Source organism: Halorubrum luteum (assembly GCF_054652935.1).
Map to the genome: position 1 here is coordinate 393,643 of NZ_BAAIGT010000002.1, position 26,297 is coordinate 419,939.

Genomic DNA, 26,297 nt, shown 5'->3' on the forward strand with positions numbered 1-26,297 from the left:
TTGCGGCGGGTCGTTGTGAGCGTATGCATGGAGTTCCCGATCCGCGTGCTGTCCGTCGACGACGACGATCGGGATCGACCGGGTCTCGATCCGGCGGCAGATCGGAAGAACCGGGACGATGACGTTCAGGACGGACGCCATTCCCCCGGAGAACGTGTCGGTCCCCTCGACGTTACGACGGCCGGGTCGGTGTCGGCAGCGCTCGAAACGCTGGAGGCGAACGCTGTCGACTGCGTGGTGGCACGGCACGAGCTGCCCGATGGGACCGGGATCGACCTTCTCCGAGCCGTCCGAGAGCGCTGGGGGGACCTTCCGTTCGTGCTCGCGCCCCGCTCCGGCTCCGAGCGCGTCGCGACGATGGCGGTTCGTCACGGGGCGACGGATTACGTGTCCGGGGCGACGGATTACGTGTTCGGGGCGACGGATTACGTGTCCGGGGCGACGATAGGGGACGTGTCCGACGTCGAGACGGCGACGTCGGATGGTCCGGACGGTGACGGTCTCGTCGATCGTATCGTCGACGCGGTCGACAACCGGGACGTGACGCCGTTCGATCGGCTCCCGGTCGGTGCGGTGGTGTGGACCGAGTCGCTGGAGTTCGACCGGGTCAACGCGGCGGCCGAACGAATCCTTGGCTACGATCGGGAGCGTCTGATAGGCGAGCGATGGACGAGGATCGTTCCCGACGACGAGATCGACCGGGTCCAGCAGACGGTCGACCGTCTCCGTGAGGGCGAGTCTCGCGTCACGCTCGTCAACCGAAACGTGACGGCGACGGGCGAGACGGTCTCCTGTGAGTGGCATCACCGGGTCGTCGCCGACGACTCGGGAGGGATCCGGCGGGTGATCTCGACGTTTCAGGACGTGACAGAGCGAATCGAGCGGGAGCGGCGGGTGGACGAGCTCCGGACCCAGCTACGGGAGCTGGCGTTCACCACGACGAAACGGGAAACGGCTCGCGTCGCTGTCGATGCCGCGGAGCGGGTGATGGGTGCGCGACTGAGCGGCGTCCACATCCGCAGCGAGGACGGCGACCGGCTGGGTCCTGCCGTGATGACGGAAAGCGGAACGGAGGCGTTCGACACCCCGCCAAGCTACGACCGGGACGCGCCGCCCGGGACGCGGGATGCGTTCGTCTGGGAGGTGTTCGAGAGCGGCGAGCCGAGACGTGTTGACGACGTCGACGACGAAGACCGGATCCGCGAGGAGAGCCCCGCCGGAAGCGTCATCATCCACCCGATCGGGGACCACGGCGTGTTCATCGTGTCGGCACCCGAGCCGAAGGCGTTCACCGACACGGACGAGGCGCTCGCGGAGATACTGGCACGGACGCTCACGACCGCGCTGAACCGCGTCGACCAGGAACGGAAGCGCCGCGAGCGCGAGCGCCGGCTGAGTCGACTCCATGAGGCCACGCAGGACCTGATCGCCTCGGAGACGGAACAGGAGGTAGCGGAGCGCACCGTCACGGCCGCCGAGGAGATTCTCGAGTTCACGATCACCCTCGTTCGTCTGTACGACGAGGAGGCCGGCGGGCTTGTTCCGGTCGCGGAGGGTGACCGTGTCAGTGAGTATCTGCCGCCCCGGGAGGTGTTCACTCCGGACGGTGGATCCCTCAACTGGCGGGCGTACGAGCGCGGCGAGGTGGCCGTCTACGACGACATCGAGTCGACACGAGCCCTCGACTCCGGCACCGCGCTTCGCAGCCTGATGATCCTTCCGATCGGGGAGTACGGGACGCTCTCCGTGGGCGAGATGGAGCCGGACGCGTTCGACGACACTGACATCTCGCTCGCGCGGATTCTCGCGACGACCGTCGAGACGGTGATGGCCGCGAACGACCGGAAGGCCGAACTACGGCGACAGCGGGACGAACTGGAGCAGCAGAACGCTCGTCTCGAGCGGTTCGCGGACGTGCTGAGTCACGATCTCAGAAGCCCGCTCACGGTCGCCCAGGGACGGCTCCGGCTGGCAACCGAGGAGTGCGACTCCGAACATCACGCGGCGATCGAACGGGCCCACGACCGGATGGAGGAGTTGATCGACGACCTGCTCACGCTCGCACGCGAAGACGATACCGTCACTGATACCGAGCCGGTCGAACTCAGTTCGTTCGCCGAGCGCTGCTGGGAGACGGTCGAAACCGACGCCGCGGACCTTCGCGTGGGGACCGACGCGACGATCCACGCGGACCCCACCCGCCTCAGACAGCTGTTCGAGAACCTGTTTCGAAACGCCGCGGAACACGCCGCCGCTGATGACCGCCACGACGAAGACACTACGAGCGGAGCCGACGGCGGGAACGGTGCTGACGATGCCGCCGACGCGATCACGGTGACCGTCGGTGGCCTTCCGGACGGCGAGGGATTTTACGTCGAAGACGACGGACAGGGGATTCCAGCGGAGCGACGGTCGGAGGTGTTCGAGTTCGGATACACGGATTCACACGGAGGGACGGGATTCGGACTGTCGATCGTCGCCGCCATCGCGGACGCACACGACTGGTCGACCGAGCTCTCGGAGAGCGATGCCGGCGGTGCACGGTTCGAGTTCCGGACGGAGTCTCACGGATCCGCCCGACGCTGAAACTGTGTTCGTTCGTCGGTTCCGTCGGCGGTATGGATCACTGTCCCGAGGCTTGATCCCGAGCCGGTTCACTCCGAATTCGATGACGCAATCACCGCGTCGAGAAGTTTGCCTTGTGCCGCCGAGAGATGTTGCGTGACCGTCGACAGGGCCAGATCGAACTCCTCGGCGACGTCGCTTGCGTTCGCCCCGCCGGAAGGATCGAAGTACCCCATCCGGTGGGCCGTCTCCAGCACCTCCAGCTGCCGGTCGGTAAGCTCGGATCGGTCGACGAGCACGAGATCGCCTCCCGACTCCCCCTCGGGAGTAACGAGCCGCTGGACCGAGACGTCAACGCCGATTTCCGATAGGTCGTCCACGACATCCCCGACCGTCTCGACGGTCGCGTGAAACACCGCGACGAGATCGCCGTTCTCGAACGTCGTCTCTCGGACCGGGACGCCGTGCTCCTCGATGGTCTCACAGATACAGTCGTCCAGCTTGGAGTGTTCGAACCTGTACACCGTCTCGCCACGCGTCGAGAACACCTCCTCCACCGACCCGTCCGCGTCCTCCACCGGCCCGTCCGCGTCCTCCACCGGCCCGTCCGCGTCCTCCACCGACCCGTCCGCGTCCTCCACCGACCCGTCCGCGTCCTCCACCGACCCGTCCGCGTCCTCCACCGACCCGTCCGCGTCCTCCACCGCCGGCCCGTTCGCAGTCTCCTCCACAGACCCGTCGTCGACGACGCTGAACTCCTCGACGACGGTGTCACCGATGGTCGTTCTCGCGACCCCGGTAACCGACGAGTGTGCCCGTTTCGCGGCGTTCGCGACGGGGCACGTCTCCACGTCGTGGATCACTATCTCCGCGCGAACGATCCGTCCCATATCGGAATATGGTTGATTCAGGCTCATAAACACCTCCACCCTCCTCACGAAACGGGAACGCGTGGACGCTGTATCACCCCTCGAGCGACACGCCCCGTCTCTCGGCATCGAGCCGGACGAGTCCGTCAACGAGCGCCGCCACGCCAGCGTAGAACTGGCCACCGCTCGCGTCCTCGAGGTCGCTTGCGAGCGACGGGAGCCACCAGCCGTGTTCCCGCAGGAACAGCGTCGCGTCGGGGGCGGCATGTTCCGATCGGGCCGCGCGGTGCGAGAGCGTCGCGAGCGCGGACAGCTCGACTGCGGCGTGGTCGGCCTCCTCTCGAAGATCCGCGGCCGGATCTACCTCGACGGCGTCCAACGTGCCGCGGACTCTCGCAAGCGGCTCGCCGAGGTACTCCTCGGCGTAGTACGATTCGTGGACCTGCAGGGCCGGTCGCGGGCCGACGAACAGCCGCGTGTGTTCCACCGCGAGTCGATCCGCTTCCGCTTCCGGGTCGTCGACCGCTCGCCGCCACGCGTCGAGCCGCTCGAACCCTCGCTCGAGCGACTCGTTCGGCGCGTCACGCGAACCGGGGAGCGGGGCGTCGAGGAGCCGATCGATCGCGTCGGCGTCCGGCGGGTCCGCGATCACCCCCGCACAGAACTCGTACAGCGCGCCGATCGTCTCGTCCGGGGTGCGACTCGGCCCGCCGGCCTTCGATTCGTCGTCAGTCATGGACGGGTTGATCTCGGTGTTCGTCATTGATACGCACCTCGGAGTCGGTTCGCGAGACCGTAACAGATCGCGACACTCCCCGCGAGGATCACGAGGATGGCGACGTTCAGCCCCACGAAGAAGACGATCGCCGGCACGCCGTGTGCGAGCGGGTCGAACGGAAGCGCGAGGAGGTACTCGCGAGTCGGAAGCGGTGACAGCACGGACGCGAAAAGCGTCGCGAGCAACACGACGGCGAAGAAGGACAAAAGCGTCAGCGTCACGCCGACGAGGACGCGCCGTGACGGGGTCGCAGTCGCCGAGCCTCCGGCTCCGCCGTGGTCGTCCGCGTCAGCGACGCCGTGGTCGTCCGCGTCAGCGACGCCGTGGTCGTCGGCCCACGCCTCCCACTCGTGGGCGGCGCGTTCGGCCGAGACGGTTCCCGAGAACATCCCGTCGTTGAACGGGAACTTCTCTTTCACGTTCACCATGTAGAGGTGGAAGGAGATCCCCATCAGCGCCGTCATCGCGATCACGACGTGGACGTCGCGCACGATCAGAAGCAGCGTGTCCGCCAGCGCCTGATGGTCGCCGAGAACCGCGCGGAACTCCGGCGAGACGAAGATCCCGCGGTACCACAACAGCAGCCCCGTGATGCTGAGTAAGACGAGCTCGACGGCGAGCACGAACACCTCGGCTTTCTGGAGCCACGTGTACTTGCCCGCCGCCGGCTGCTCGCCGCGACCGGCGAGATACTTCACGTACGCGACCGCCTCCCGCACGTCCGAACCCGTCGGCAGGACGGGCAGACTCCGCCGAGACAGCCCGGCCGTCAACAGGAGGTACAGTAGATAAAACGTGCCGACACCGATCATCACGACGCCCGCGATCACGTGGACGAGGATCACGTTCGCGTGGCCGACGACCGCGAACAACCAGCCGAGCTGGTCGTTGAACGTCAACGGAAGCCCCGTCAGGTACAACACGAAGATGCTGAGCGCTATCAGCCCGTGGACGTACACCTGCACGCCGGAGAACCGCTCGAGGACGGCTCCGCTCTCCGTTCGTGTCGGGGTTTCAGTCGCCATCAGCGGTCACCTCCCTCACCGTCGGCAGCCAGTTCCCGCCAGCTCGCGAGCGCGAGGAGCGAGATGAGCATCGCGACCCCGGCGATGTACAGGCCGAGCAGCGCTCTGACGGCGAGCCAGAGCCCCTCGTACATGTTGTACGCCATCGGTCCGCCGGCGGCCGCCGCACCGCCGGTCTCACGGAGTACCGGGGCCTCCGCGAGCGGGACGGCGATCGACTCGAGCCCCCACAGAAGCGCCGCGACTATCGCGACCGTGAGCGCGGCGGCGACGTGGACCCGGTACTCGTAGAGCACGTTGGCTCCGCCGCCGGACCCGTCGTGTGTCGTGTCTGAGCGCTCCGGTACCGTGTCGGCTTCCTCGTGTGTCGTCGTGTGGTCCGTCGCCATGGGATCACCTCCGATGTGGATCGCCGACCGCGCGGTCGACGAACTCGTTTCGGCGGGTTCGGGCGCCGTCAGTCATCGCCGAACACGACCCCCGCGAGGTCGCCTTTGAACAGGTCGCCCGTGCGGTTCTCCCGGACCTCCGCGGAGATCTCAGAGGGTTTTCCGTACACGAGCGCGTCGGTCGGACACTCGGAGACGCACGCGGGGTCTTTCCCCTCGTCGAGCCGGGGTTTACACAGGTCGCATTTGTCCATCGGTCCCGCATCACCCGTCGACTCGCCCTCTTCGGGGAACTGTGGCGCGCCGAACGGACAGGACCACGCACAGTACGAACAGCCGATGCAGTCCTCTTTGGTTATCTGGACGAGCCCTTCTTCGTCCTTGTACAGCGCGTCGGTCGGACAGACGTCCATACAGGGGGCCTCCTCGCAGTGGTAACACGACATCGGGACGTTCGTCTCGCCCTCGTTGAACCGGCCGCCCTGTTCGCCCTCGTTGTGTGTGACCACACGGATCCGGTTGCTGTCCTGGGGGAGGTCCCACGTCCGGTTACAGGCGACCTCACAGGCCCCGCAGTCGATACATGCGTCGAGGTTCGGAATGACTCGTGGCGTTCCACTCATTGATGATCACCGCGTGTAGCCGCGCTGGCGCTGGTAGGCACGTTGCTCCTCGGGCAGCTCCGGGACCTCCGCTGGGTCCGCGGGTTCGAGGCCACACAGCGTGGCCTTCGTCGCCTGCATGTTCGTGACGACGTCGTAGCCGACCGATGTCCCGATGTTGACGGAGTCGCCGATCACCATCGGCTCCGTCCCGTCCGGATAGCGGTCGGTGATATCTTCGCCCTCGAACAGGCCGGTCCAGTGGAACGGCATGAACGCCTCCTCCTCGTTGACCCGCTCGGTAACGCGGGCCTGAACCAGCATGCTCCCCGGCTCCGTCCGGACCCACACCCAGTCGCCGGTGTCGAGCCCGTGTTCGTTGGCGACCCGTGGGTTGATCTCCACGTACATCATCGGCTCCCGGTTCGCCGTGCCGACCGTGTTCCGGGTGACGTAGCCGCCGCCCTGGTGTTCGACCTGCCGGCCGCTCGTCAACACGAGTGGGAACTCGTCGACGAGGTTCCGGAACGACTCCTGATTGCCACGGTTGTCGAGGTCGAGCCGGTAGAAGTCCTCTTGGACGTCGTAGTTCGGATACTCGTCGATGAGATCCGGCCGCGGCGTCTCCACCGGCTCGCGGTGAACCGGCGTCTCGTCGGGGAGGTTCCACGTGGACGCCCGAGCGCGGCCTCTCCCCGTCGGCGGATCGGGCTGTTCGTTGGTGAACTCGGCGAACTCCTCGGGGTCGACGTCGGCGCCGTCGGCGGCGAGGGCCTGTGCGGCGTCGTACGGCGAGTGGTTCTCGCTCAGCGCGTACTCGATCGGCGTCGTCGCCGCCGCGGGGTCGCCGCCGTCGGGCAGCTCCGTGGCGTACCCCGGATACTGCGGGACGCCCTCGATGACCCCGTCGTACCAGTCGGGCTCGTACTGGTCACGGAGCAGCGTCTCCCCGTCGGGGGCCTCGGTACCCCAGCGGGCGCGGAAGTCGAGCCCGCCCTCCGCGGGATGGAGTTCGTCGCGGTAGAGGATCGGCGTGCCCGGGTGGTCGTCGTGCCAGCAGGGCCACGGGAGTCCGAAGTACTCGCCCGCGAGCTCGTGGTCGTCCGTGACCTCGGCTTTGAGGTCCTCGCTGCGGAAGACGTGGCTGTTCTCCATGTGGGCTTTGATCCGCTCGGGGGTCTGACCGATCATCCCGATCGAGCGGGTGCCGAGGTTGATCTCCTCGAGCACCTCCTCGATCTCGTCGTAATCGAAGTGTTCGCCGAAGCCGAGCCGGTCGGCCAGCTCGGTGAGGATGTCGAAGTCGTGCCGGGAGTTGTGTCGCGGCGTGACGGGCTGGTAGCGCCACTGGACCGAGCGGTTCGTGGCGGTAACCGAGCCGCGACTCTCCTGGTTCGTCGCCGCCGGGAGCAGCACGATCCCGTCTTCACGCTCGGGCAGCGAGCTGTGAAGCCCCGGGAACGGGTCGATGCCGACGACGAGCTCGACGTTCTCCATCGACTCTTTCACCCGCTTCATCTCGCTGATGGAGTTCAGCGAGTGGCCCCAGACGACGACGGCTTTCACCTGCTCGGGCTGATACAGGTCACCCTTTCGCTGCTCGTCGTCGAGCGCGCCCTCGAACCAGCGGCTGACGGTGAGGCCGTTTTTCTCCATGAGCTCTTGGGAGGCGAAGCGGTCCCGCATCTCCTCGTAGCTCACCGTGCCGCTGGTTCCGGCGGACTCGCTCCAGACGTTCGTCCAGTGCTCCCACGCCCCGCGGTCGAGCCCGTAGTACCCCGGTAGCGTGTGCGAGAGGATACACATGTCCGTCGCGCCCTGCACGTTGTCGTGGCCGCGAACGGGGTTGTTGCCGCCGCCCGGCTGGCCGGTGTGGCCGAGCGCCAGGTTCAACAGGGCGTACGAGCGGATGTTCTGCGTACCGACCGTGTGCTGGGTCGACCCCATCGACCACTCGACGGTGCTGACGTCGGCCTCGACGAGCGTCTCGGCGACGGTCTCGATCTCCGCCGGATCGACCCAGGTGATGTCGGAGACGGTTTCGGGGTCGTAGTCGGCGATCGTCTCTTTCACCTCCTCCCAGCCGTACACGCGTTCGGAGAGGAACGCTTCGTCGTGCGCCTCGAGGGTGTAGACGATGTGGTACAACAGCCCGTTGATGAACGCGATGTCGGTGCCGGGACGAAACTGGACGTAGTCGTCGGCGTGCGCCGCGGTTTTCGACGCCCGCGGCTCCGCGACGATCACCTCGCCGCCGTCGTCTCGCGCCTGCTGGATGTACCGCATCATCACCGGGTGTGACTCCGCGGGGTTGTGCCCGATGATCAGGTTGGCGTCGGCGTGTTGCACGTCGTTGGCGGACTGTGTCATCGCGCCGAACCCCCACGTGTTCGCGAGCCCGGCGACCGTCGTGGAGTGGCAGATGCGTGCCTGATGATCGACGTTGTTCGTGCCGTAGAAGGCGGCGAGTTTGCGGAACAGATACGCCTCCTCGTTGGAGATCTTCGCCGACCCCATCCACATCGTGCTGTCGGGGCCGTACTCCTCGCGGATCCGCGAGAGCTCCTCGGCGACCTCCGACATCGCCTCGTCCCAGTCGAGGCGGACCCACTCCCCGCCCTCCTTTTTCATCGGCTCTTTCAGTCGGTTCGGGGAGTTGACGGTCTGGCTCAGGCTCGCGCCCTTCGAGCAGAGCCCACCCTGATTGACCGGGTGGTCCTCCCAGGGCTCCTGCCCGACGATGGCGTCGTTTTCGACCTCCATCTTGAGCCCGCAGCCGACCGCGCAGTGGGAACAGATCGTTTTGACCAGTTCGGTGTCCGTCTCGTCGTCGGCGTCGTCCGTCGCTGACTGCGCATCCTCGACCAGCGTGCGGCTGCCGACGCCCGCCGCAAGCGTCGCCGCCGCCCCCGCTTTGAGAAACCCTCGCCGGCCGAGGCTGCTACTCCCGGTGTTCTGGCTCATGCAAACGATCATAATCGACTCAACTCCCTGAGTGATCCGTGCAAATATAGTGGCCCTTTATAATAAGCCAATCATAGGAAATGTGACACTCGACTTCGATGATGTTCACTCCCTATTCAGGTGATATCATACCACATATCCAATGTATGATATCGATATGACACCAACTGAACGCCCCGGTCGGCGGATCGATAAAGGCAAGCCGCACCGTTGTGATGGGAACGTACGCTCATATTTAGGGAGTTATGTCGAACGAGACACCGACCCTGTTGGTGGCCGGAACCGCCTCGCACGTCGGGAAATCGACGGTCGTCACGGGCGTCTGCCGACTGCTCGCGGACCGTGGCGTCGACGTCGCACCGTTTAAAGCGCAAAACATGTCGAACAACGCGCGGGCGGTGCCGAAGTCGACGACCGTCGCCGAGCCAAGCGCCGCCGGCGCGGAGCCCTACCCGTCGACGTTCAGCGACGCCAACGAACCCGGCGAGAGCGACGCCAACGAACCCGGCGAGAGCGACGCCAGCGAATCCGGCGAGAGCGACGCCAGCGAACCCGGCGAGAGCGAAGGTTCCGGATACGGCGAGATCGGCGTCTCCCAGTACGTGCAGGCACGGGCAGCGCGCGTGCGGCCGGAGACGGACCACAACCCCGTTCTCCTGAAACCTCGCGGCGAGGGCGAGAGCCAGCTGGTCGTGGACGGCGAGGCGGTCACACACTACGCCGCGGGCGACTACTACGCGAACCACTGGCACGACGCGCGCGATGCCGCCGAAGCCGCCTACGACCGGCTGGCCGCCGCTCACGACGTCGTGATCGCGGAGGGGGCGGGGTCGATCGCCGAGATCAACCTCCACGACCGCGACCTCGCGAACGTGGAGACGGTCCGCTTTTCCGACGCGGCGATCCTCCTCGTTGCCGACATCGAACGCGGCGGGGTGTTCGCCTCGCTCGTCGGCACGCTCGAGCTGCTCCCCGACGACCTCCGGAACCGGGTCGTCGGCGCGGTCATCACCAAGTTCCGTGGCGATGCTGCGCTCCTAGCCGACGGCGTCGACGCGTTCGAGGAGCGAACCGGCGTTCCCGTTCTCGGCGTAGTCCCGTACGACGACCCCGGGCTTCCCGAGGAGGACAGCGTGGCGCTTCCCGCGGCGGGCGAGCGCGCGGTTTACGGCGCGGACGACGGCGTTCCGGACGATCGCGCGGTCGCCGTCGCCGTGCCGCGACTCCCGCGGATCTCGAACGCGACCGACCTCGAACCACTGGCTGCCGAGCCGGGCGTCCGAATCATCTACGTTCCGCTGGACGACGATCTGAGCGGGACGGACGCGGTCGTGCTGCCGGGCACGAAAAACACGGTCGACGATCTGCTCGCGTGTCGAGAGGCCGGGTTCGACGAGATGCTCCGCGCGTTCGACGGCCCCGTCGTCGGACTCTGTGGGGGGTACCAGCTGCTCGGCGAACGAATCGCGAACGCCGCCGTCGAGAGCGCAGATCCGGACGTGTCCGACGTCGTCGATGGATTCGGGCTCCTCCCCGTCGAGACGACGTTCGACGCCGACAAGCGGGTCGTCGCGACCGAGCTGGCGGTCGATCCGGACGCGGCTAGCCCCCTATACGGACTCGGCGAGAGCAGCTCCGGAGAGCACGCCGAGACCGAGATAGTTCCGGTGGCCGGCTACGAGATCCACATGGGAGAGACGCGCGTCGCAAGCGACACGGACGCGACGCTCTCGACGCCGTTTATCAATCCGGACGACGGCGGGGACAGCTCGAGGGTGAAATCCGAGGGGGATCGCTCGGGCGTCGAACTCGGTGCGGCGACCGACCGAGTGGTAGGAACGTACCTCCACGGACTGTTCGAGAACGAGCCCGTTCGGCGGGCATTCATCCGTGAGCTACAGGATCGCGCGGGCGTAGAGCCCCCGTCCAAAGGATCGTCCGAGCGGGCGGGCTCTGATGGCTCCACGCCGTACGACCGCGCCGCTGATCTCCTCTACGACCACGTGGATCTCGCCGCGTTGGAGCTACCGACCGGTGACGACGACAGTGCATGTGAATGACACCCTCCCGGTCGTGAACGGCGGGATTCTCTCGCTGTATCAAGATAGCTACGAGCGACGGGAGGGTCGCACGGAGCTGTAGGATCCGAGTGCGTGCTCACGAGAGTCTTCGATTCTCGAACGACGTGAAAAGGACTTTTGCCTCGGTGCTTGGATATTCACTCGTGTGTCATGTTACGCCGCCGTTTACACCATCGAGGTCGACCGTTCCGACCGGTCAGTGCGATCACCTTCCATCCGAGTGACGGAGCGGCACTGTTCTCCATACGGCTGCACGCAGGCGCTCCGTCGGAGGGTACACAGTCGCACCGATGACCGAGCCGCGCGGGCGTGTCGACGGGGGAGTCTCGAGGTTCACCGAACTCGTCGTCTCGAACCCGCGAGCCGTCATTCTGCTGTTTCTCGTCGTCACTACGTTTTTTGCCGCCGGGATCCCCGCCGTCGAAACCGAAACGGAGCTCGGCGATCGATACTCGGAGGGACTCGAGGTCAGGGAGGTCCAAGACGCCGTCGAGGAGGAGTTCGAGCAGCCGTTTGCGGCCGACGACCGATCGACACAGCTGATTCATGACGGCACCGACGTCCTCACTAGGGAGGAGCTGGTCCACGTTCTCCGTCTCCTCGAGCGCGTCGACGACAGACAGGAGCTGCGGATGGAGTCCGCGAGCGGTCCACCAACGATGGTCGCACGGACGCTTGACCCCACGGCTGCGACTCCAGCCGAACAACGTCGAGCGGTCGAGCGCGCAACGGAGACTGAGGTCCGACGGGCGGTCCGCGAGGCCAGTACCACGTCCGAGTTCTCGGTGTTGATCTCCGACGATTACAACCATCGTCAGGCGTCGGCGTCAGCGTCGGTAACGGTGATCTCCCATGACGCTCCGACCGACATCGGCGAGGACGAGATGGAGCGGATCATCACGACGATCGATTCGATCGCCGATGACGAGCCGGCGAGCCTCCGCGCGTTCGGGAGCGACATCGTCGAGTCGGAGCTTGCGGATATCATCGGCGACTCGTTCGTAATGGTCATGCCGGTGGTCGGAGCGCTGCTGTTGGGATTTCTCGCCGTCGCCTATCGGGACCCGTTCGATCTGCTGTTGGGATTGGTCGCGCTCGTGATGACGCTCATCTGGACGTTCGGCTTCCTCGGACACGCGGGGATATCGATCGGACAGGAGATGCTCGTCGTCCCGGTGCTGCTGTTGGCGGTCGGCGTCGATTTCGGGATCCACAGCATCAATCGATACCGCGAGGAGAAGGTCCGCGGTCGTGAGTCGATTCCGGCGATGCGCATCGCGATCACGCAGCTTACGGTCGCGTTCTTTATCGTCACCGTCACCGCAGTGTTCGGCTTCGGATCGAACGTCTTCGCCGAGCTCGGTCCGATGCGAGAGCTGGGGCTGGCGGCTGCCGTCGGCATCGTCTTCACGTTCTTCATCTTCGGCGGGTTCCTGCCGGCGATAAAACTTCGCGTCGACCGATACCGGGAGCAGTACGGGCTCCCGGAGTTCGACTCGACGCCGATCGCCTCCGAGGAGTCCTCGCTCGGTCGCACGCTATCCATCTCGGCGGATCTCGGCGGACGCGCTCCGGCCGTCCTGATCGTCTGTCTGTTGATTCTCGGGATCGGGATGGGGGCGTATGGAACCGGCGTCGACACCACGTTCGAGGATGAGGATTTCCTCCCGCCGGAGGAGGAAGCGTGGTACGTCGACCACATTCCGGAGCCGCTGGCTCCCGACGAGTACGTCGCCACTGAGACGCTCAACCTGCTTGAGGACCGATTTGCGGTCAGTCAGGACCAGACGGTCACGATATACGTGGAAGGTCACCTCGAAGAGGGGCACGCGCTCGCGGCGTTGGACGCACCCGACGACGATCCGCCGGAGACGTTGGCCGTCGGTCCGGAGGGGGGAACCGACGCACGGAGCATCGTGACCGTGATCGACTCCTACGCCGAACAGGATCCCGAGTTCGCCGCACTCGTCGCGCGCAACGACCGGAGCGGTGACGGGGTCCCCGACCGCAACCTCGGACTGATCTACGACGAGCTGTTCGCGTCACCGGCAGGACCGCAAGCCGAACGGCATCTGACCGACGACCGTCGCGCCACGCGGATCGAGTACTCCATCGATGCGGACGCCACGCTCGATGAGATCGCGGCGGATGCGGCCGATCATGCCGACGCCTTCCGACACTCCGCCACCGCCACCGGGATGCCGATCCTCTACCACGAGATCACCGAGCTGATCTTCGAGTCGGCGATTCAGGGGATGGTGCTCGCGCTCGTGCTTTCGACCATCGTCCTCGTACTCATCTACGGGGGCCTCGACGGACGGCCGTGGCTCGGCGTCATCAACGTGTTCCCGATCGCGCTGGCGATCGCCTGTCTTCTCGGAACGATGCGGCTGCTCGATATGCCGCTGAACGCCGTCACTGCGCTACTGCTCTCCTTTTCGATCGGCATCGGGATCGATTACACTGTTCACTTTATGCATCGCTTCATCGACGAATACAACGAACGAGCCGAGGTGACGGGCGCGCTCACGACGACGCTGGCGACGACCGGCGGCGCGCTCACCGGAAGCATGCTTACGACTTCGATCGGCACCGGCGCGCTTACGCTCGCGATCACGCCCGTTCTTGGCGATTTTGGCCTGTTGATCGGGTTGAGCGTAGTGTACTCGTTCGTGGGATCCATCGTTGCGCTCCCGCCCGCGCTGTTTCTGTGGGACCGGTTCATCGCCCCCGATCCGGCGGGATGAGCGACTCGGGTGCGGATCGGTTCACGGCGGTCCATTCGTCGCTCGCACGCGACACAGGTCGGATTGCCGCCCCGGAACTGTGGTGTCAGGCTACGTTCCGATGGGACGCTTCGGAACCACTAAACGACGGACGCGCCAATCTCCGGTAATGGCCGACTGGACCGAGAAGTACCGCCCGAGCACACTCTCGGAGGTCCGCGGGAACGACAAGGCTCGGGACGCGTTCGCGGACTGGGCGCGCTCGTGGGACGATCACGGCGAGGCAGTGATTCTTCACGGCAGTCCGGGGGTCGGGAAGACGAGTGCGGCTCACGCGCTCGCGAACGACATGGGCTGGGAGACCGTCGAGCTCAACGCCTCCGACCAGCGGACCGCCGACGTTATCGAACGGTTCGCAGGGCGTGCCGCGCGCAACGCCACGCTCGGCGGGAGCGCGGCTGGCGGGGGCGCTCACGGCGGTGACACCGCCTCCAGACAGCTCGTCATTCTCGACGAGGCGGACAACATCCACGGTAACTACGACCGCGGCGGAGCGTCGGCAATAACGCAACTCGTCAAGGAGTCGGGGCAGCCGATCGTGCTCATCGCCAACGAGTTCTACGACATCTCGCGTGGGCTCCGAAACGCGTGTCAGGATATCGAGTTTCGTGACGTCTCCGCACGGTCGATCGTTCCCGTTCTCCGGGATATCTGTCGGAAAGAGGATATTGAGTTCGAGTCGGACGCGCTGGAACGCATCGCCGAGCGCAATCGCGGTGATCTCCGTGGCGCGGTCAACGATCTCCAGGCCGCCACCGAGGGACGCGACGCCATCACGTTGGCGGACATCGTCACCGGGGACCGCGATAAGGCGATGGGTATCTTTCCGTTCCTCGATGCGGTGCTCAAAGAGGAGTCCGCGGAGGAGGCCCTGCAGTCGGCGTACGCAGTCGATGAAACCCCGGACGACCTGACGAAGTGGATCGAGGACAACATGCTCGACGTGTACGATCCGATGGAGGCGACCCGTGCCTACGACGTTCTCGCGAACGCGGATCGATGGCTCGGTCGCGTGCGCGCGACACAGAACTACACGTATTGGCGGTACGCGACCGACAACGCTGCGGCGGGCGTGGCGGCCGCGCGCGACGGTACGAAAGGGGGGTGGACGAGATACGGACGCCCGCAGTTCTGGCCCTCCTCCGACGCCACCGCCGACGAGGTCGTTCAACAGATCGCCGCCGCAAGCGGCTGTAGCATGAAGACGGCTCGGCGCGAGATACTGCCGTTTCTCTCGACAGTGACGCACCACTGCAAGCCCCGAGAGCTTACCGTCGAGATGGCGGCGGCGTACGATCTCGACGAGGCCGGCGTCGCTTTCGTCACCGGCTCCGGCGAGTCGACGAACAAGGTCGAATCGATCGTCGAGGACGCACGAGCGCGTCGGGAGGAGCGCGTCGAAGCCCACGCCGACGGGGCGTTCGCCGCCAGATCGCCTGACCCGGGAGACGATGCCGACACAGCGGGAGCGGATCCGGCCGATGCGGAAGCTGGCCGATCCGGAGCCGATGACGCGTCGAGCCGAACTGCGACTACCGACGAGTCAGCGTCGATGCCGACGCAAGCGACGGGTTCGGATGCAGCGACGGAATCGGATGCAGCGACGGAATCGGATGCAGCGACGGAGTCGGATCCCGAGACGGAGTCAACATCCGACGAGGACGACGGGCAGGCTGGACTCAGCGACTTCCTGTGACGGCGGGGTTTGTAACTGTTTCTGAATTCCGAATTTTAAGCAGTAATAAGAAACAATTAGCAACAAGACGATGCCACGGTCGTACGTTATCGGCGAGTTCGCGGAGGAACTCGGCGTCCACCCCGAAACCGTCAAACGATGGTGCCGAAACGGCGACCTCGACCACACCCGTACACCCGGCGGCGACCAACGCATCCCACACCGCGAACTCCTGCGCCTCGCTGGTGATGCTCGCCCCCGCGACCAAGTTGCCCTCTACGCCCGCGTCTCCAGCCCTGTCTCTTACCCACAAATCAAGTCGCTACCGAGATCGATGAACTCGGCTGAAAATACCGATATCTACAGACGTAATGCCCTCATGAAGCGATTTTGTCGATCTCGTTTATCCGCATTCAGCAACTCCCAACCGCCGATATCACCGCCCGAATCGCTCCTCATCTCGATCTATCGAGTACAGATCAGGTCCGACAGCGTCTGAAAACGTCTGTTTGGGTCTCGGTGAACTTGTGGGTAAGAGACAGCCCTGAAGGGGTGGGCTTTCGCCTCGCTGCCGCTGTAACCACCCGTCGTCCGACCGACCGCCGACGCCCTCGACGGGTGTTTTAAGCCATCGGGCGTCAACATGCGACGTGGTTGCGAATGCCACATTACGAACGTGCGGACGACACGACCGGAGACATCGACAGCACTGACGACGCGGCGAACGACTACGTCGTCGACCACCGGCTCTCGGCTGCCGAGGAGAACATCCACCGGGTGTGGGACAACTCGTTGGACCCGGTGCTTACCGTCGAGGACGGCGACGTCGTACGCTTCGAGTGCCGCGACGCGGTCGATCGCCAGCTCGACGTGGAGTCGACGGTCGACGACTTCGCGGACGTGAGCTTCGATCCGGTGCATCCGCTGACGGGGCCGGTTGCAGTGGAGGGCGCGGAGCCGGGCGACGTCCTCGAAGTCGAACTGCTCGATCTCCAACATAAAGGGTGGGGGTACACCGGCTATCTCCCCGGCGACATGGGACTTGGGCTGCTTCCCGAGGAGTTCCCGGACGCGGGCGTCCACATCTGGGACCTGCAGGGCGACGTCGGACGCTTCACCAACGGGATCGAGGTCCCGCTCGATCCGTTCCCGGGCGTGATCGGCGTCGCCCCCGGCGACGACGGCGAACACGACACCCTCCCGCCGCGGTCGACCGGAGGCAACATGGACGTCAAACACATGACTGCTGGTTCGACCGTGTACCTACCGGTCGAGGTCGACGGCGGGCTGTTCTCGACGGCGGACTGTCACGCCGCGCAGGGTGACGGCGAGGTGTGTGTCACCGGGATCGAAGCCCCGATGTTCGTTACGGCCCGGTTTTCGGTCCGCACGGACATGTCGATCGAGCAGCCGCAGTTCGAGACGACGGGACCGTTTACGCCGACGGGCCACGACGAGCCGATGTACGGAACGACCGGGATCTCCGATGACCTGATGGATGCGACGAAGAAGGCGACGAAACATATGATCGACCACCTCGCCGACACCCGGGATCTGACGCGGGGTGAGGCGTACATCCTCTGTTCGGCCGCGATGGATCTAAAAATAAGCGAGGTCGTCGACGCGCCGAACTGGACCGTCTCCGCGTACATCCCGAAAAGCATCTTCCCGGAACGCTAACTGGCGGCGCATTCGCGGCGCTTCCTCAGTCGACGATCTCGGAGCCGCCCGGCGGCAGGAACTCCTGTAGCTGGTCGGCGCTCGCCACCTTTCGGACGAACGACTGGTCCGCGAACCGCTGTTTCAGCTCCCGGTACACCATCATCGCGGCGTCGTTTTGGGCGTACATCCCCGGCTCGACGGTAACGGTGGTTTCCGCGCGGTCACGGATCGCGGACGGCGGTCCGCCGATCGCTCTCGTCACCGGCTCACACTGGACGCCGACCGCGACTCGGCAGGGAACGCCCTCGAAGTACCTCCGTTCACCGCGGATCACGAAGCTTCCTTTCTCGATGTACTCGCCGCTTTCCGGCGTTTTCGACACCTGGTCCGGCTCGACCATGTACGCGTCACCCGCGCCGCGACCGTCCTTCCAGTCGGAGGAGTACGAGACCGCGAACTGCGCAGCCTCCCGGAGCGTCGACTCCGCCCAGTCGACGGGATCTGCCGACTCCGAGGGCCCAGCCGCCTTCAACAGGGTGACTGGACCGCCGTGTGCCTGCGTGTGGAAGAAGCGGTCGTGGTTGCCCATGTACTTTTTCACCAGCTCCTCGTTCTGGTCGGCGTTCCGCCCGCCGATCACCAGATACCCGTCAGAGGTGTGGAACCACCGAAACCGCTCGTACCAGTCGTCCGGACTGCGGATCGGGATCGACGACCGGGAGAGCCAATCGATGTCGGGATCCGTCTCCTCGTCCTCGGCTTCCATCTCGTCGCCCTCGTCTTCCGCCTCCCACGCTTGCTTCCGCTCTTTGACCGCCTCCAGCTCCGCTCTGGTCGACTCGATCGCCTCCTTTGCACCCGCCTTTTTTTCCTCGATCCGCTTTGCCTCCTGATACAGCCGGTCGGCGTTCACCTCGACGCCGGCCGACGCGTCGAGTTCGACCTCGGCGTCGTCGAGAGCAACCGTAACGGTTCCTGCCTCGCTGTCGACGTTCACCACCGCCTCGGCGGCCGGAATCCCGCGCTCCGCGCCGGCTTCGAGCGTCTCCCGGATCTCGGCCCACGAGACGTCGTTCTGCCGGGCCTCTTGCACGGTCGAGAGCACCTCGTCGACGAGGTCGTAGTTGGCGTACAGCAGCTCCGCGCGCTCCCGTTCCGTTTCGGCCTGCTCTTCGAATCCCTCTATCGCTCCCCGCTGCTGTTCGATGATCCGCTTTTGCTTGGCGATCTCCGCCTCGAAGTCGGGGCGGGTCGGCTCCGGGTCGACCGGCTCGTCGCCATCGACGGCGCGCTCCAGCCGATAAAAGTACTCGTCGACTGCGGCGTTAAACGAGTCGAACCCGACGCTCGGCACCCCCTCGCGTTCCGACAGTGGGAACGGAGTGACGTCGACGACGCGACCGGATCCGGCGTCGACGACGCGACCGGATCCGGCGTCGGCGTCAGCGTCGTCGGTCTCCACGTACACCCGCGGCTCGAACTCGCCGGAGCGGAGTCGCTCCGCGATCCGGGCGATCGCGTCGTGGAGGGCCCGATACTCCGTCTCGGTTGCCTCGTCGATCGGCGTCTCCTTTTCGATGCTCGCTCTGGCACACACCTCCTCTGCGTACAGCCCGCCGAGGTTGAGCTGCGTCGCCAGCGTCCGCACCACGTCGCTGTCGGAGTCGTTCATGTGGCGGCTGAACGCGTCGAAGCTCACCTCGAGCGGATTGAGCCGGGAGGAGGGGTACTCGTACTGGGCTCCGGGTGCGACGGTCCGGGATTTGAGCCGCACGGTCGACAGCGAGCCGACGACCTCTCCCGTCTCGTCGAGCACGGCGACGTTCCCCTTGCCGAAAAGCTCCGCGACCACCGTCGTGTTCTCGTCGCCACGCTCGAACTCGAAGGTGAGGATTCGGTCGAACTCGTACTGGGAGACGCCAGCGAAATCCGCGCCCGACAGCCGGTTACGAAGCATCTTCGCGAAGTTCGGGGGTCGTCCCGGCGCGTCGGCGACGTGTTCGGGGTCTGCGACGTGAGCGCGTTTCACGTCGCCGACCTCGATCATGAGCTCGACGCGGCCGTGGTCGAAATCCCGGAGCTTCAGCCGGAGCAAGTCGTCGTCGTACAGGTACGCCTTGTCGACTTTCGCGCCCTCGTACCGACCGAACTCGGTGACGAGCGCACGGAGGTCGATGCTCGACAGCTCCCGCTTCGGGTCCATACCGGGCACACACGCGGGCCGGAAAAAGACGTGTCGTTGTGACGGCGAGATCGACGCGAGTGACACGAACGACTCCCAGTCCGTGCACGGTTCGGGAGCTTTTCAACCTCCAAGCGCCACGCACACCCATGGCCACACACACGCCGGATTCCGACCCCCGGGATCGAAGCGACTTCGATTACACGGGCGGTGACGTGAACCGCCCCGATCTCGTCGACGCGCTTGATCGCCGAGTCGACGGCGACGTTCGGTTCGACGAATACTCCCGGCGCCTGTACGCGACGGACGCCTCCGCATACGAGGCGACGCCGATCGGCGTCGTGTTTCCGGAGTCGACGGCCGACGTCGCGACGGTACACGAGTACTGTTATGCGGAGGGGGTTCCGGTGCTCCCGCGTGGCGGCGGCACGTCACTCGCGGGCCAGACGGTGAACGAGGCGGTCGTGCTCGACACCACGCACTCGATGGACGCGATCCGCTCGATCGATCCGGAAGCGGCGACCGCCACGCTCCAGTCGGGTGCGTACGTCGGCGACCTCAACGCGGCGGCGGAGCCGCACGGACTCAAGTTCGCACCCGACCCGGCGTGGCGCGACAAATCCGCGATCGGCGGCGCGATCGGCAACAACTCCACCGGCTCGCACTCGCTGAAGTACGGAAAAACGGACCACTACGTCGAGGAGCTGGAGGTCGTGCTCGCGGACGGCGCCGTGGCGACGTTCGGCGACGTCGCCGTCGAGGAGCTTCGCGAGTCCGCCGACCCGGACAGCGACGACCTCCTCGACCGGGTCCACGCCGAGGTCGTTCGGATCATCGACGAGGAGGCGGACGCGATCGACGAGCGATTCCCGGAGCTCAAACGGAACGTCTCCGGCTACAACCTCGACCGGCTGCTCGCGGAGTATCGCGGCGAGTTCGGTGAGGAAGGCACCGTCAACCTCGGTCGACTGCTCGCCGGAAGCGAGGGAACGCTCGCGACGGTGACGGAAGCGACCGTGTCGCTCGTCGACATTCCCGAGACGAAGGCGGTGGCGCTGCTGGCGTACGAGGATCTGCTCGACGCGATGGAGGACGTCGCTCCCACCCTCGAACACGATCCGGCCGCGGTCGAGGTGATGGACGACGTGCTGCTCGGACTCGCCGCCGACACCGCCGAGTTCGGCGAACTCGTCGGCACGTTGCCGGACGGAACCGACTCCGTGTTGCTCGTCGAGTTCTATGCCGACAGCGACGAGGAGGGGCGACGCAAGGTCGCGGACCTGATCGCGGACCGTGCGGGCGGGACGCTCGCAGACGGCTCCCAGCCCGCGGCTGAGCCGTCCGCAGGAGCCGCCGAGACGACCGACCAGCCCCGGCGCGCGTTCGCGGCGATGGAGGCACACGACCCGGACGAGCGCGACCGGTTCTGGAAGATGCGGAAGTCGGGCCTCCCGATCCTGCTGTCGCGAACCTCCGACGAGAAGCACATCTCCTTTATCGAGGACTGTGCGATCCCGCCGGAGCATCTCCCGGAGTACACGAAGGAGTTCCAGGAGATACTCGAGGACAACGGGACGTTCGCGACGTTTTACGCACACGCCGGTCCCGGCGTGTTACACGTTCGACCGCTGATCAACACGAAAGACGTCGACGGCGTCGACGCGATGGTCGACATCGCCGACCGAGTCACCGACGCCGTCGTCCGACTCGGCGGCTCCGTCTCCGGCGAACACGGCGACGGACGGGCGCGAACCCAGTGGAACCGGAAGCTGTACGGCGACGACCTGTGGAAGACGTTCCGCGAGCTCAAGACGGCGTTCGACCCCGACTGGCTGCTTAACCCCGGCAACGTCTGCGGGGAGTTCGACATGCGCGAACACCTCCGGTTCGATCCGGAGTACGACCTCGAGTTTGGTCTCGACCCCGCGCTGTCGTGGAACAACGAGAACGGGTTACAGGGGATGGTGGAGCTCTGTCACGGCTGTGGCGGCTGTCGCGGACCACAGGAGACCACCGGCGGCGTGATGTGTCCGACGTATCGCGCAGCCGAAGAGGAGATCCAGACGACGCGCGGCCGGGCGAACATGCTGCGCGGTGCGATGTCCGGAGACCTGCCGGCGGATCCGACCGACGAGGAGTTTGTCACGGAAGTGATGGATCTATGTATCGGCTGCAAGGGCTGTGCGATGGACTGTCCGAGCGAGGTCGACATGGCAAAGCTGAAAACCGAGGTCGAGCACGCGTATCACGAGGAACACGGCGCGAGCCTGCGGACGAAGCTGTTCGGGAAGTTCGAGTCGCTCGCACCGCTCGGCTCGACGTTCGCGCCTCTCTCGAACGTCGCCCCGAAGGTTCCCGGCGTGCGGCTCCTGCTCGAAAAGACGCTCGGGATCGCGAGCGAGCGTGAACTCCCGTCGTTCCGCTCGGAGAGTCTGACCGACTGGTTCGCGGCACGCGGAGGGCCACTGGTTCCGCGTGAGGAGGCCGACCGCGACGTCATGCTGTTCCCGGACGTGTATACGACGTACACGAACCCCGGAGCGGGCAAAGCGGCGGTACGGGTGTTAGAGGCCGCGAACTGTCACGTCCGGATCGCGGACGTCGAGGGAAGCGGTCGCCCGGCGTACTCGAAGGGCCTCGTCGACGAGACTCGGGCCATCGCACGCGACACCGTCGAGACGCTCGCACCTGACGTCGACACCGGCTGGGACGTCGTCGTCGTCGAGCCCTCCGACGCCGTCATGCTCCAGTCCGACTATCTCGACGTGCTCGCCGGCGACGCGAGCGACGTGCCGGACGAGGACGTCACTGCGGTCGCAGCCAACACGTACGGCATACTGGAGTACGTCGACGTGCACCGTCTCGACGAGACGCTCAGGTTCGACGCACCCGGCGAGCGGCTCACGTACCACGGGCACTGCCACCAGAAGGCGACCAAGAAGGACCACCACGCGGTCGGCGTACTCCGTCGAGCGGGCTACGGCGTCGACCCGCTCGACTCGACCTGTTGTGGGATGGCCGGCTCGTTCGGCTACGAGTCCGAGCACTACTCGATGAGCAAGGCGATCGGTCGGATCCTGTTCGACCAGGTCGACGCAAGCGACGGCGATGTCGTCATCGCCCCCGGCGCGTCGTGTCGAAGCCAACTGAAGGGTCGCGACGGCGAGGTGCGTGAGCCGCCACACCCGGTCGAGAAGCTCGCGGCGGCGCTCGACTGAGTCGCCATCCCGGCAGAATCAACCCGATCGATCGTTTGATACCTCCTCGCGGCGTCGATCCGTACCATGACGGACGACCGGATCCCAGTCACCGTGCTCAGCGGCTATCTCGGCGCTGGCAAGACGACGATGGTCAATCACCTGCTCTCGAATCCGGGTGACAGGCGAATCGCCGTGATCCTCAACGATATGGGCGAGGTGAACGTCGACGCAGAGCTCGTTGCACGCGAGAACGAGGAGGAGGGCGTGATCGACCTCTCGAACGGCTGCATCTGTTGTCGGCTACAGGACGATCTGCTCACGGAGGCGACGGAGCTGGCGGCGTCGCGGGAGTTCGACTACCTGCTCGTCGAATCGTCCGGGATCTCCGAGCCGATCCCCGTCGCACGAGCGTTTACCGAAGGGACCGAAAGCTCCGACGTCGACCCGACCGAGCGGTTCCGTCTGGACACGATGGTGACCGTGCTCGACACGTACGGGTTCTGGAAGGAGTTCGACGCCGGCGAGAATCTTCCGGGGGAGGCGGAGCCGGACTCGGAGCGTCCGCTCGCCGACGTGCTCGTCGAGGGGATCGAGTTCTGTGACGTGCTCGTGTTGAACAAGACGGATATGGTTCCCGACGACGTGCTCGACCGTATCGAAACCGTCGCCGAGCGGCTCGGCCCCCGAGCCAAACGGATCCGGACGACGTACTCGGCGGTCGATCCCGACGAGGTGCTCGACACCGGCCGGTTCGACTTCGAGACCGCCAAGCGCTCCGCCGGCTGGAAGCAAGCGATCGTCGAAACGGAGGCCGCCGGGGAGCGCGATGGCGACCACGTCAGTCACGACCACGATGACGATGGCGACCACGCCGGTCACGACCATGCCCATCCCGAGGGTGCGGCGGCCGCTCACGGCGTCGAGTCGTTCGTCTACCGGTCGGAGTCACCGTTCGACCCCGAGTCGCTTGCGGCGTGGCTCGACGACTGGGACGGGTCGATCGTCCGCGCGAAGGGCGTCGCACACGTCGCCGGGACGGACGATGTCATCGGCGTGAGTCAGGCGGGCCCGTCGGTGCAGGCCGGACCGATCGGCGAGTGGGGGGACCGCGACGAGCGACGAACGCGACTCGTGTTTATCGGTCAGGAGATGGACGAGCCCCGGCTCCGCGCGGAGCTCGGTGAGCTGCTCGTCGACGGCAACGAGAGCGGGAAGCAGACGATGGAGGCGGCGGACGCGGCGTTCCCCCTGTGAACGATGTCATAACGGCTCTCGACCGGGCACCGGTTCGGTCGGCGTACAAAGGTCCGGGTGCGAGAATTGAACCCGCGTCTCAGCCTCCACAAGGCTGAAGGATAGTCCACTACCCTAACCCGGACACGCATCGTCACGTACCCCGTTTTCACGGATAACCGTTACGACTCTGGTTCGGGCGTGTCACTGCGTGTCGAACCGGATGACTCCGCGCCGATCCGTGATCCAAATAGTCATTCCCGCGGAGACGAAACGATCTGACATGGCGGAGCAATCGGCTCTTGATCGAGAGGATATCTCCGGATCGGAGCCGACAATAGACCGATCGCTGCTCCGGCGACGTGCCGCATTCGTCGTCCTCACGTTCGTCGGCATGATGAGCGGTCTCCTCGGGAGCTGGTTCGGCGCACCCGGGACGGTCGTGGACGTCAGCTATGCGGTCGCGTACGTCTTCGGCGGCTGGTACGGACTCAAAGACAGCATCGAGGCGCTCCGCGAGCCGGCCATCGAGATCGACCTGCTGATGATCCTCGCCGCCACTGGCGCGCTGCTCATCGGTGCGCCGTTCGAGGGTGCGATGCTGCTGTTCCTGTTCTCGCTGTCGACGGTGCTCGAGGAGTACGCGATCGGACGATCCCGGACCGCCATCGAATCGCTGATGGAGATGCGACCGGAGTCCGCGCGAGTGCTTCGCGAAAACGGCGACGAGGAGATCGTCCCGATCGAGGAGGTCGACGTCGACGACGTGTTCGTCGTCCGCCCGGGCGACCGACTGCCGCTCGACGGTGTCGTCGTCGACGGGGAGAGCTCCGTCGACCAGTCCTCGCTCACCGGCGAGTCGGTCCCGGTGCCGAAGGAGCCGGGCGACGAGGTGTTCGGCGGGACGATAAACGAAACCGGGAGCCTCGAGATCCGCGTGACCCGCAAGGCCCACGAGTCCGCGATCTCCCGCCTGATCCATCTCGTCGAGGAGGCTCAAAGCAAGCGCGCGCCGACCCAGCGGCTCATCGACCGATTGGAACAGCCGTACGTGCTCGGCGTGCTCGCGATGACGGCGGTCGCGATCGCGGTCCCGTACGTTCTCCTCGCACACCCGTTCGAGTCGACGTTTTATCGTGCGATGACGCTGATGGTCGCCGCATCCCCCTGTGCGGTCATCATCTCCACGCCCGCAGCCGTGCTGTCGGCGATCACCGCCGGAGCTCGCCGGGGCGTGCTGTTTAAAGGTGGAGAGTACGTCGAGACGGCGGCCGACGTCGACGCGGTCGCGTTCGACAAGACGGGTACGCTGACGGAGGGGAACACGCGACTCACCGATGCCTCGCCTCGACCCGGAGTCAGGGTGGACGCCGACTCGGTGATCGACGGTCCGTCGGTCACCGCCGACCGACTGCTCGCGGTGGCCGCCGCCGTGCAGTCGCGATCGGAACATCACCTGGCGGAGGCGACCGTCGACGCGGCCGAGGAGCGGGGACTCGACGTGCCGAACGCGGACGAGTTTCAGGCCGTCGTCGGGAAAGGCGTTCACGCCACGATCCGGGGGCGGACGGTCCACATCGGCAATCGGCGATACTTCGAGACGGTGACCGCCGACGCACGGATCGACGGGCACGACCAGGGAGTCCGCGCGCTCCGGCGGCTCGAGTCGAACGGGAAGACGAGCGTTCTCGTCGCGGAGGAGACCGCCGACGGGCTGACCGTGCTCGGATGGCTGGCGTTCACCGACACGATCCGGGAGAACGCCGCGGAGACGATCCAGCAACTCCGCGATCACGGCGTCGAGCGGGTGGTGATGTTAACCGGCGACAACGAGCGTGTCGCGGAGTACATCGCCGACGAGGTCGGGATCGACGAGGTGTACGCGGAGCTGCTTCCCGAACGGAAGGTCGACCGGATCGAAGCGCTTCAGACGGAGTACGAGGCCGTCGCGATGGTCGGGGACGGCGTCAACGACGCGCCCGCACTCGCAACCGCGGACGTTAGCGTCGGCATGGGTGGTGCGGGGACGGACGTCGCCCTCGAGACGGCGGACGTCGTTCTCATGTCCGACGACCTCGAAAAACTCCCCTACGCGCTGGCGCTGAGCCGAGCGACGCGACGGACGCTGTACACGAACTTCGCGATCGCGTTCGGAGCGATCGCGATCATGATCGTCGCGATCCTTACCGCGGGGATCCCCCTCCCGGTCGCGGTGATCGGCCACGAGGGATCGACCGTGCTCGTTTCGCTTATCGGGCTGCGCCTGCTCGGCTTCGACGGGTGACC

General features: G+C 65.9%; 15 protein-coding genes, 1 tRNA gene and 1 pseudogene. 9 read left to right on the forward strand and 8 right to left on the reverse strand.

The window, feature by feature from the left end; genetic code table 11:
- Positions 1-27 precede the first annotated feature (27 nt).
- Complete coding sequence (locus ACYQ0R_RS01985) at positions 28-2,586, forward strand: receiver/sensor box histidine kinase (protein WP_459820670.1); 2,559 nt, start codon at positions 28-30, stop codon at positions 2,584-2,586.
- A 68-nt stretch (positions 2,587-2,654) separates the two neighbouring features.
- Here the strand turns inward: ACYQ0R_RS01985 and ACYQ0R_RS01990 are convergent, their stop codons facing one another.
- The 6 genes from ACYQ0R_RS01990 to ACYQ0R_RS02015 all read right to left on the reverse strand — a co-directional run bounded on the left by ACYQ0R_RS01990 (position 2,655) and on the right by ACYQ0R_RS02015 (position 9,192).
- Positions 2,655-3,455, reverse strand: a complete 801-nt coding sequence (locus ACYQ0R_RS01990; protein WP_459820671.1) for a helix-turn-helix domain-containing protein — start codon at positions 3,453-3,455, stop codon at positions 2,655-2,657.
- 73 nt (positions 3,456-3,528) lie between these two features.
- Positions 3,529-4,197 carry a TorD/DmsD family molecular chaperone gene (locus tag ACYQ0R_RS01995; RefSeq protein WP_459820672.1) on the reverse strand — a complete coding sequence of 223 codons (669 nt, stop codon included), beginning with the start codon at positions 4,195-4,197 and terminating at the stop codon, positions 3,529-3,531.
- Positions 4,194-5,237, reverse strand: a complete 1,044-nt coding sequence (locus ACYQ0R_RS02000) for a cytochrome b/b6 domain-containing protein (protein ID WP_459820673.1) — start codon at positions 5,235-5,237, stop codon at positions 4,194-4,196. Before ACYQ0R_RS02000 ends, ACYQ0R_RS01995 begins: the two co-directional genes overlap by 4 nt.
- Positions 5,237-5,626 carry a hypothetical protein gene (locus tag ACYQ0R_RS02005; RefSeq protein WP_459820674.1) on the reverse strand — a complete coding sequence of 130 codons (390 nt, stop codon included), beginning with the start codon at positions 5,624-5,626 and terminating at the stop codon, positions 5,237-5,239. Before ACYQ0R_RS02005 ends, ACYQ0R_RS02000 begins: the two co-directional genes overlap by 1 nt.
- A gap of 68 nt (positions 5,627-5,694) precedes the next feature.
- On the reverse strand, positions 5,695-6,249 hold the full coding sequence (locus ACYQ0R_RS02010) for a 4Fe-4S dicluster domain-containing protein (RefSeq protein ID WP_459820675.1): 555 nt from the start codon (positions 6,247-6,249) through the stop codon (positions 5,695-5,697).
- A gap of 6 nt (positions 6,250-6,255) precedes the next feature.
- Complete coding sequence (locus tag ACYQ0R_RS02015; protein WP_459820676.1) at positions 6,256-9,192, reverse strand: molybdopterin oxidoreductase family protein; 2,937 nt, start codon at positions 9,190-9,192, stop codon at positions 6,256-6,258.
- Positions 9,193-9,437: 245 nt separating this feature from the next.
- Here ACYQ0R_RS02015 and ACYQ0R_RS02020 point away from each other — a divergent pair, with 245 nt between their 5' ends.
- The 5 genes and pseudogenes from ACYQ0R_RS02020 (at position 9,438) to ACYQ0R_RS02040 (ending at position 17,414) form a co-directional block, all read left to right on the forward strand.
- Positions 9,438-11,252 (forward strand): cobyric acid synthase, encoded by a 1,815-nt coding sequence (locus tag ACYQ0R_RS02020; RefSeq protein WP_459820677.1) that lies wholly within the window; start codon positions 9,438-9,440, stop codon positions 11,250-11,252.
- A gap of 311 nt (positions 11,253-11,563) precedes the next feature.
- A complete protein-coding gene (locus ACYQ0R_RS02025) occupies positions 11,564-14,020 on the forward strand; it encodes an efflux RND transporter permease subunit (RefSeq protein WP_459820678.1) in 2,457 nt (818 codons plus the stop codon).
- A gap of 148 nt (positions 14,021-14,168) precedes the next feature.
- Positions 14,169-15,755, forward strand: coding sequence for a replication factor C large subunit (locus tag ACYQ0R_RS02030; protein ID WP_459820679.1), 1,587 nt, complete (start codon positions 14,169-14,171; stop codon positions 15,753-15,755).
- Between the two features lie 70 nt (positions 15,756-15,825).
- Positions 15,826-16,029, forward strand: a pseudogene (locus ACYQ0R_RS02035) (helix-turn-helix domain-containing protein); the annotation flags it as partial.
- Between the two features lie 365 nt (positions 16,030-16,394).
- Positions 16,395-17,414 (forward strand): acetamidase/formamidase family protein, encoded by a 1,020-nt coding sequence (locus tag ACYQ0R_RS02040; RefSeq protein ID WP_459820680.1) that lies wholly within the window; start codon positions 16,395-16,397, stop codon positions 17,412-17,414.
- Positions 17,415-17,439: 25 nt separating this feature from the next.
- On the opposite strand, the gene rqcH is transcribed toward ACYQ0R_RS02040, so the two are convergent.
- Positions 17,440-19,599, reverse strand: a complete 2,160-nt coding sequence (gene rqcH, locus ACYQ0R_RS02045; RefSeq protein ID WP_459820681.1) for a ribosome rescue protein RqcH — start codon at positions 19,597-19,599, stop codon at positions 17,440-17,442.
- A 128-nt stretch (positions 19,600-19,727) separates the two neighbouring features.
- Between rqcH and ACYQ0R_RS02050 the strand changes: the two genes are divergently transcribed.
- Positions 19,728-22,796: an FAD-binding and (Fe-S)-binding domain-containing protein gene (locus ACYQ0R_RS02050; RefSeq protein WP_459820682.1), complete on the forward strand. Its 3,069-nt coding sequence runs from the start codon at positions 19,728-19,730 to the stop codon at positions 22,794-22,796.
- A gap of 66 nt (positions 22,797-22,862) precedes the next feature.
- Positions 22,863-24,032, forward strand: a complete 1,170-nt coding sequence (locus ACYQ0R_RS02055; protein WP_459820683.1) for a CobW family GTP-binding protein — start codon at positions 22,863-22,865, stop codon at positions 24,030-24,032.
- A gap of 51 nt (positions 24,033-24,083) precedes the next feature.
- On the opposite strand, the gene ACYQ0R_RS02060 is transcribed toward ACYQ0R_RS02055, so the two are convergent.
- Positions 24,084-24,156 (reverse strand) — tRNA-His (locus ACYQ0R_RS02060).
- Positions 24,157-24,294: 138 nt separating this feature from the next.
- Between ACYQ0R_RS02060 and ACYQ0R_RS02065 the strand changes: the two genes are divergently transcribed.
- Positions 24,295-26,295 carry a heavy metal translocating P-type ATPase gene (locus tag ACYQ0R_RS02065; protein WP_459820684.1) on the forward strand — a complete coding sequence of 667 codons (2,001 nt, stop codon included), beginning with the start codon at positions 24,295-24,297 and terminating at the stop codon, positions 26,293-26,295.
- Positions 26,296-26,297 lie beyond the last annotated feature (2 nt).

What these genes read in the sequence shown, in the direction of transcription:
- ACYQ0R_RS02040 (WP_459820680.1), top strand. Translation starts at nt 16,395, where the DNA reads ATGCCACATTACGAACGTGCGGACGACACGACCGGAGACATCGACAGC.
- rqcH (WP_459820681.1), bottom strand. Translation starts at nt 19,599, where the DNA reads ATGGACCCGAAGCGGGAGCTGTCGAGCATCGACCTCCGTGCGCTCGTC.
- ACYQ0R_RS02030 (WP_459820679.1), top strand. Translation starts at nt 14,169, where the DNA reads ATGGCCGACTGGACCGAGAAGTACCGCCCGAGCACACTCTCGGAGGTC.
- ACYQ0R_RS01995 (WP_459820672.1), bottom strand. Translation starts at nt 4,197, where the DNA reads ATGACGAACACCGAGATCAACCCGTCCATGACTGACGACGAATCGAAG.
- ACYQ0R_RS01985 (WP_459820670.1), top strand. Translation starts at nt 28, where the DNA reads ATGGAGTTCCCGATCCGCGTGCTGTCCGTCGACGACGACGATCGGGAT.
- ACYQ0R_RS01990 (WP_459820671.1), bottom strand. Translation starts at nt 3,455, where the DNA reads ATGGGACGGATCGTTCGCGCGGAGATAGTGATCCACGACGTGGAGACG.
- ACYQ0R_RS02010 (WP_459820675.1), bottom strand. Translation starts at nt 6,249, where the DNA reads ATGAGTGGAACGCCACGAGTCATTCCGAACCTCGACGCATGTATCGAC.
- ACYQ0R_RS02020 (WP_459820677.1), top strand. Translation starts at nt 9,438, where the DNA reads ATGTCGAACGAGACACCGACCCTGTTGGTGGCCGGAACCGCCTCGCAC.
- ACYQ0R_RS02005 (WP_459820674.1), bottom strand. Translation starts at nt 5,626, where the DNA reads ATGGCGACGGACCACACGACGACACACGAGGAAGCCGACACGGTACCG.
- ACYQ0R_RS02065 (WP_459820684.1), top strand. Translation starts at nt 24,295, where the DNA reads ATGGCGGAGCAATCGGCTCTTGATCGAGAGGATATCTCCGGATCGGAG.
- ACYQ0R_RS02015 (WP_459820676.1), bottom strand. Translation starts at nt 9,192, where the DNA reads ATGAGCCAGAACACCGGGAGTAGCAGCCTCGGCCGGCGAGGGTTTCTC.
- ACYQ0R_RS02025 (WP_459820678.1), top strand. Translation starts at nt 11,564, where the DNA reads ATGACCGAGCCGCGCGGGCGTGTCGACGGGGGAGTCTCGAGGTTCACC.
- ACYQ0R_RS02000 (WP_459820673.1), bottom strand. Translation starts at nt 5,237, where the DNA reads ATGGCGACTGAAACCCCGACACGAACGGAGAGCGGAGCCGTCCTCGAG.
- ACYQ0R_RS02050 (WP_459820682.1), top strand. Translation starts at nt 19,728, where the DNA reads ATGGCCACACACACGCCGGATTCCGACCCCCGGGATCGAAGCGACTTC.
- ACYQ0R_RS02055 (WP_459820683.1), top strand. Translation starts at nt 22,863, where the DNA reads ATGACGGACGACCGGATCCCAGTCACCGTGCTCAGCGGCTATCTCGGC.